7 protein-coding genes are annotated in these 6,685 nt (G+C 69.3%); 3 read left to right on the plus strand and 4 right to left on the minus strand.

What is annotated here, in order from left to right:
* Positions 1 to 563: 563 nt before the first annotated feature.
* Positions 564 to 941 carry a ribosomal protein L7/L12 gene (locus ACFU7Y_RS37230; protein WP_380771010.1) on the minus strand — a complete coding sequence of 126 codons (378 nt, stop codon included), beginning with the start codon at positions 939 to 941 and terminating at the stop codon, positions 564 to 566.
* A 441-nt stretch (positions 942 to 1,382) separates the two neighbouring features.
* Here ACFU7Y_RS37230 and ACFU7Y_RS37235 point away from each other — a divergent pair, with 441 nt between their 5' ends.
* The 3 genes from ACFU7Y_RS37235 (at position 1,383) to ACFU7Y_RS37245 (ending at position 4,449) form a co-directional block, all read left to right on the plus strand.
* The gene (locus ACFU7Y_RS37235; protein ID WP_380771011.1) at positions 1,383 to 2,000 is read left to right on the plus strand and encodes a HEAT repeat domain-containing protein; all 618 of its coding nucleotides are present in this window, start codon (positions 1,383 to 1,385) and stop codon (positions 1,998 to 2,000) included.
* A gap of 134 nt (positions 2,001 to 2,134) precedes the next feature.
* The gene (locus tag ACFU7Y_RS37240) at positions 2,135 to 2,938 is read left to right on the plus strand and encodes a hypothetical protein (RefSeq protein ID WP_380771012.1); all 804 of its coding nucleotides are present in this window, start codon (positions 2,135 to 2,137) and stop codon (positions 2,936 to 2,938) included.
* Complete coding sequence (locus ACFU7Y_RS37245; RefSeq protein WP_380771013.1) at positions 2,935 to 4,449, plus strand: hypothetical protein; 1,515 nt, start codon at positions 2,935 to 2,937, stop codon at positions 4,447 to 4,449. The genes ACFU7Y_RS37240 and ACFU7Y_RS37245 overlap by 4 nt, the downstream gene beginning before the upstream one ends.
* Before the next feature lie 432 nt (positions 4,450 to 4,881).
* Here the strand turns inward: ACFU7Y_RS37245 and ACFU7Y_RS37250 are convergent, their stop codons facing one another.
* From ACFU7Y_RS37250 to ACFU7Y_RS37260, 3 genes are all read right to left on the minus strand, one after another.
* Entirely contained in the window at positions 4,882 to 5,076 is a 195-nt protein-coding gene (locus tag ACFU7Y_RS37250; protein ID WP_380771014.1) for a hypothetical protein, read from the minus strand.
* An 86-nt stretch (positions 5,077 to 5,162) separates the two neighbouring features.
* A complete protein-coding gene (locus tag ACFU7Y_RS37255) occupies positions 5,163 to 5,570 on the minus strand; it encodes a hypothetical protein (RefSeq protein WP_380771015.1) in 408 nt (135 codons plus the stop codon).
* A gap of 736 nt (positions 5,571 to 6,306) precedes the next feature.
* Positions 6,307 to 6,685 (minus strand): DUF4253 domain-containing protein (locus ACFU7Y_RS37260; RefSeq protein WP_380771016.1); only part of this gene is annotated, 379 nt, incomplete at its 5' end.

Here is a 6,685-nt window from a genome sequence, read left to right on the forward strand (position 1 = left end):
CGTTCCACCCGGTACCAGCCTCCGATGAAACGCTTCGGGCTGATGACGCTCGCCATGCTGACCGGGATCGTGGCGGTGAGCGCGCTCCTCGTGCTTGCCAACGGAAGCAACCCGCACGCCGGTGTGCCGTGCCAGACCAGCTGACCACCAATTCGGCGCGCCGGTAGTAGCAGAGCAACGGCATTGCCGCCAGCAACCGCCCTGGGCGCACCCGGCCGCCGTCCCCGGACCCACCAGGCCGCCCAGCGGCCCGCCGACGCCATTGCCGCTCTACGCCACGTCCGCGCCCCCGCCGCCGTCCTGGAGAGCGCACTCCACCTCGCCCAGGCCCTCATGGAGCAGCCCCACGCCGACCCGGTCCTCTTGGAGGCCGCCGAGGGCCTGGCCGCCGTCATCCCGCAGTACCTCGCCGCAGCACGCCCGCCGCCCACACCGCCGCCCGCGTCGACGACCCATCGGGACCGGCCAGCTGGCCGCGTGAAGACGGGCGCGCCGAAGGCCTGCGCCGGGTACTGTCGCAGCAGGGCCGACCACCGACCGCTCACCCGTCCCGGATGCAGTTTCTACCGGCGGAGCCAGTTGGGGTCGTGCGTGGGGCAGCGGTCGAGGTCGCAGACGGTTTCGGAGTTGGCCTGGCAATGGGCGGTGGGCCAGTACCGGGACCTGCACGGGCCGGGGTCGACGGGTGTGCCGTCGGTGGGCAGCAGACGTTCGCAGTACCCGCAGCACAGGGCAGCCTGCACGCCGCCCTGCTGCAGGCGCCTGAGAGCAGCCGCAGCCTCCCCGTACGGGAGCTCGGCCCGGGCAGTGACGGGCGCACTGTCCAGGAGCTGCCGGCTGTGCCACAGACTCAGGCCGGTGACCAGCCGGATCGCCTTCAGCGCAGACGGACCACTGTAGGCCGCCCCCGTCAGTACGACGCTGAACTCCGGATCCTCCACAGACTTCCTCCCCAGCCGACGCGCCATCGTGAACCCAGTCAACCCCCCGCCACCGCCCACAGCCCCCCTCCGAATCTGCAGTTCGTTGTCACCTGGTGGTCAGGTGGTGTCACTGATGTCTGATGACGGCCTGGGCTGGGGGATAGCCGTTGGTGGGGGAGTGGCTGGTGTCACTCTGGTGCGGATTTCCGCTGACACCCTGTGACGCGGCATGGTGACAGAGTCGTGCAGTTCCCTTGACCAGCGCGGACGCCCGAGGTGGTCGAACTGCTACTGCTGCGGTTGACCTGGGTCAGCGAGGGCTGATCACACGAGGTTGTGCGTGCCATGCCCAGTCGGCCCATCAACCCGAGAAGCCCCTTTCCCCACCCGCTCGGGAGGCTGTGTCGGTACGAGGTCCTACGCTGCGCCCGGAACGAAGCCGAGCAGACAGGGACCGTCATGGCGTTGACGTTGGATGAGGCCGTGGAACAGCTCGGTCACCGGCTTTCGCCGAAGCGGCGTTCCGCCGCAACGCGGCTGCGCCGGCTTGCCGATCCCATAGCGGGTCCGGCGCTACTGGAGGCCCTTGAGCGGGAGGTTCGTGACCCCCGTACGTGGGAGACCCAGTACCAGATGGTCATGGCTCTTGGGGTATGCGGCCACCGACCTGCGCTCGGTCTGCTCCGGGACCTTGCCCAGCGCCCCTTCGAGGCGACCATGGTGTACACCGCGCTCGGCGACGCGATCGTCCGGCTGAGCGCTCCCGAGGCCACAGCCGATTCCCTGCGCTGGTGCCTGGACACGGGCACCCCGATGCTTGCCGACGGCGCATTGTGTGCCGTCGCCATGCAGCGCCTGTGCCTGGACACGGCCGCGATCGACCACGTCCTCGACTTCCTTGAGCCCCTGGACCCTTACGACGGTCTCCGGTTCTGGGCCGCGGCTGCCGCAGCGGGTTGGCCGGGTCCCCAGGTCACGAGGTTTCTCCACGCATGCGCAGCCGGTCCCCGGTCCGATGTGGCCAGTGCAGCCGACTCATCCCTGCAAGGCAAGTACCAGACCTACACGCCCTTGTAGCAACCCGGCCGATCAACGCTCGACGGCACGCCGGTGCTGCGCCGGTGGCCGTTCGCGGTCGTGGCCGGCCTCGTGGTTCCCGGAGCCGTGGTGGGCCCAGCCGGTCAGTGCCCGGCCAGGTGGTGGGACGTGAAGTGGACTTCCTCGAGCTGGGCGGTGGTGAGGCATCCCCCGCGCACACCGAGACCGTGCCCGCGCGGGTAGCCACCGCCCCGCGTCCCGCTCCGGCCGAACCCGCTGCTGCTCCCGCCCCGGTGCCCGCTGTGCCGACGGCGTTCGGCGGGCAGCAGGACCAGGCGGTGGTGGAGCTCGACCGCACCCCGGGCGGGGACCTGGTGGCCGCGCAGCCCGTGCCGTGCGTGCGGTGCGGGTGGCCGGCGCCGTACCGCTCGGGCGGCCGCCCAATCCACATGGGTGGCTGGTGCACCCCCGCCCCGGCCGACGCCCCGCAGGTGGCCGTTACGCAGCCGGTCGAGCAGGCCCCGGCCGGAACGGGCGCCTCGGTCGCTTCGGTCGCTGTGCCTCGCCAGGCCGCCCCGTCGTTGCGTCGTGCCGTGCGGTGTCGAGCCTGGCGTCGTCGTCACGGGCGCGACCTGTACCGCGCCGTCTGGGAGGCCATTGCCAGCCACTTCGGCCAGCACGCCTACCGGGCGATGCTGCGCTCTGCCGGGCTCGACCTCAAGGAACCGGACAGCAGGGACACCGCCCGTGAACTCCCCGATCACGGAGTCGTTCTGGCCGGGACGCCCGCGGCTGTAGCCGATGCCCTGACGGATTATCGGAACGCGGGCGTCGACGAGATCGTTCTCGACACGTGTGGAGTGCTCCTGAGTGACGGACCGCGGGCAGCACCGCGCGACATCGTGGAAATCGCGGAGGAGTGCCGGGTGCTGATGCCTCCATTGGAACAGGAAGCACGAACGGGAAGTCCGACATGACAAGTCCGCCGCACGACTGGCGCGTTCCCGACGATGGTGGCGGCGGGGGTGTGCTGATGGCCCGGGGACTGGACTGGGCCAAAGCCGCACGGGCGCTGTGGAAGGCTCCTACTGCGTCCAGATCCTCGGTCGAGCAGTCCGTGATTCCGTACCAGCGCAGTGCCACGGGGCTGGTGGTCCTGATCGTGGCCTCCTCGGTGATCGAGATCTTCGTCGTCGACTTCCTGCTCCCGGCGCTGTGGGCGAGGCTGCTGGGGCTGGTGCTCGGACTGCTCGCGATGGGGGTGCTGCTGGCGCTCTCGCTCGCGCTGCGCGCCTATCCGCACCGGGTGGCCGCCGGGCGGCTGACGCTTCGCTACGGTGCGACCTTCGAGCTGTCCGTTGCCCTGGACTCCGTGGCACAGTCCTCGGTCCGCCGCGCCATGATCGACCAGCGACGCACGGCGGAGGTACGGGACGGCGTGCTGTGGCTGCCGGTGATGGGTGTCACCAATCTGGCGGTCGCCCTGGCCGAGCCGGCGGATGTCGTCCTGCCGAAGACCGGTCGGGAGACGGTGCGGGAGCTGCGGTTCTTCGCCCTTGACCCGGAGGCGGGACTGCGGAGCCTGCTGGGCCAGGCGGCCCCCGAGCCGCCCACGGCCGTCCGGGCGGCCCCGGGCACTCCGGGCTGGCTGCGACTGCTGCGGTGGGCCAGTGTGCTGGTCCTGATCACCGGGATCGTGCTGGTCACCACCGGTCTGCTGGACTGGCGGATCGCGGCGGGGATCCTCGTCGTGACCGAGAGCGCCCTGGCCGTACTGGGGCTGCTCGCGGGAGCTGCCTTCCTGCGGCAATACCGCCTGCTGCGGGCCGACGGCACGTCCCGGGCCGAGTCCTTCTCCGGGGCACTGTTCTTCCTGATGCCAGATCAGCTGGCGGGCCTCGTACGCCGGGAGCTGAGCGTCCTGCGGGTCCTGGCGCTCGCGCTGTCCGGACGCACCGAACGGGCCCGGCCCGGCGACGTGCGACTCGCCTACGGTGGTGCCGCCCGTGCGGTGACGGTTGGTGCGGCGGTGCTGCTCCTGGCCTCGGGCCTGGCCGTCCTGCTGGCCGGCCCGCCGGGCGCGGGTTGGCTGGTGGCGGGCGCCCTGCTGGTCTACGGGGCCGTGGTGCTGCTCGCTCTGGGCCTGGCCAGCAGGGCACGCCCGCACGTGCTGCGCGCTGACCGCCTGCTCGTGCGATGGGGGATGTACCAGGAGTTGGAGATCCCGCTGGGCGCGGTGCGCCGGCTCGACAAGGTCGCGCGTGCCCCGGGGCGGCCCGAGCGGGACGGGGCGGGCGATCGGTTCGTGGTGCCCGGGGCCGGCCGTGAGGCACTCACCGTGGAGCTGGGCGAACCCGTTGAGGTGGCAGGCCGGTGGGGCGTGAAGCGGCCGGTGATGTCGGTCCTGCTGCCCGTGGACGACGCCGGGGCCGCGGTGCGGTCCGTCGCGGCCCGCACCAGCGCCGATGCGGGCGGCCCCCGCTCGTGAGCGGGGGTGCCGGGGCTCGTTCGCGGAGGGCCGCTCCGGCGAACGCGCCCCGCGGTTCAGCGGCCAAGGCCCGGGCTGACCGCCCGTTCCTGTTCGAGGATGGGCGGCAAGGACCGCGGGCCGGCCAACCCGCGGAGGATCAGCTCGGCGGCGGGAAGACGTTTGGTCATTCCGCCGCCGGCTCGAAGACGAAACGGAACCGCTCCACCCCGTGGAGCAGTTCCGTTTTCGTGTGATCACCCAACTCCATCGAACTGTCCCAAAAGACGCTTAGCATAAAGTTGCGCGATGGTCCTCCGAGGTCCAACGCCACATCGGCAGGGCCGGAGAATAGAGTCCATGCTTCCGTGCGCCCCGTAAGAGACCTGTATGGAGCCTGGGCGATGAGCCCGAACCCGTCTGGACGCACTGGATTGTCAGTGACCTCAAGAGTCACAGCCGCATAGTGATCCCGAATCGAGCTTCGAATCTTAATCGCCCCGTTGGCCAGCGTGACGCCTGGAGTTTTTCACTCAAAGGAAGATTCAGCCAGTTGCCGTCCTCGATGAACTCACTCCGCTCCCATAGCCCGAACTGCGAACGTTCAACTGAAACCAAGCCTGCGGCCTCGGCGTGAAGGGTCTGCATATCACCGTCCTTCCACACGGATGTCACTCAGGTGTCTGCTTCGGAACAACCTCCAGGATGTTCCGCCCGAGCATCTCGCGTTCAAATTAGGCTACGAGTTTACGAACCGTTCTCGGCATCGCGGTGAAGGCGTAGGTGATGCCGAGAACGATGAACAGCCCGAACTGCCAGAATCCCACGGAAACGAAGAGAAAGGCGGGAAGTGACAGCAGACATGCGGCGGCGATGCGGACGTCTTTCCCCCACGCTGCCACTGCGGAGAGCAGCATCAGCGACACCATCCCCGGAGCAGTGATGTAGACAAAAATTGGCCATATGAGCCCGTAGTCATCCTCAGGTCTCGGTCGCGGGTAGCCGTCCGCATCGTGGCCACCGGGCTCAAAGGGTGCCATCAGCAGAAGAATTAGATATACAGGCGCCGCACAAACAGCCAGATATCGCAGCATGGCATGAATGAGCCACCCAGGCCACGAAGCTGTTGCTTTCTTCAGCATCCGGAGATGCACCGTCCTTCTTCAAAGGTCCGATTGAGCTCTGTTCCAATCAGCGGAGCCGCGTTCAACCCCGGGTCAACCTTGCTGTCAGCCATCTTGCCCTGTGCGATCACGATGGGACTCCGCCCCTGCGACACTGAACTACCTCCATATCGGGATAAGGGTCACCATTTTGAGTCGTCTGAACGAAAGTGGCACGCCCACGGAAGACTCACCGGCCCGCGCGCAGCCCTGGAACAGGCAGCCTTCCACTGGATCGATCAGGCCACCAGAGGCACCGTGCTCACCGGCCTGCGCGTCTACTACTCCGGCGAACGCGGGCCACTGAAAGCCGACACCCTGCTGCTCTACTGGCAGGACCAGGGCGCCCGACTTCCTCCCCTCCGTCGCCGGACCCCTGACTGCTCTGCCGGCCCCCGCACACAGGAGAATGGCCAGGTGCGGTGCGCGCCACACCCCATTGCCCGCGACGCGCACCGCACCCGAACGGCCACGACACCCAGCTGCTCCCCACACCCGGCCCGCCCCACCCCTGCTGCGCTCCGCACGCGTTCTCGACGGCGCCTCAGACGTCAGGGGTTGTCGGCTTCATGAGGGGCAGCCAGGCCCCGGACTTCGTGTCCGGACGGGGCGTTCTCCGCCCGCTGCCGGGAGGGGGAGGGTGCTGTTCGGGACCGTCGTCGGGACTACGCGATTGTCGGGGGCCGAGGCCGGCAGGGAGTCGTCGCGGGGGTGGTCAGTCCCACCAGAAGGACCAGACGGGGGAGCGGACCTGCCCGTCGCCGGCGATGTCCGGGTCCTGGACGCCGTCGAAGGCGTAGGCGAACTGCTCGATGGCGACCCGGGCCGTGGTGCGCCGGTCGGCCGGCGGGCGGGCGACCAGCAGTTCGAGACGGGAACGTCCCGCGTAGTAGAGCTCGGCACCGAACCGCTCGTACCAGCTGCGCAGCACCGCGACGTGCCAGGCGGGCAGGAGCTCGTGGTGGTCGTCGTCGTCGGGGGAGAAGTTCCAGTTCGGTGTTTCGAAGGCCTTGGGCAGGAGTGCCGGCACCTCGTAGCCGTGGCGGGCTTGGACGAAGCAGATCGAGACGCTGCCGGAGCCGGAGTGGAACCCC

The organism is Kitasatospora sp. NPDC057542, assembly GCF_042801945.1.
Taxonomy (GTDB): Bacteria; Actinomycetota; Actinomycetes; order Streptomycetales; family Streptomycetaceae; genus Kitasatospora.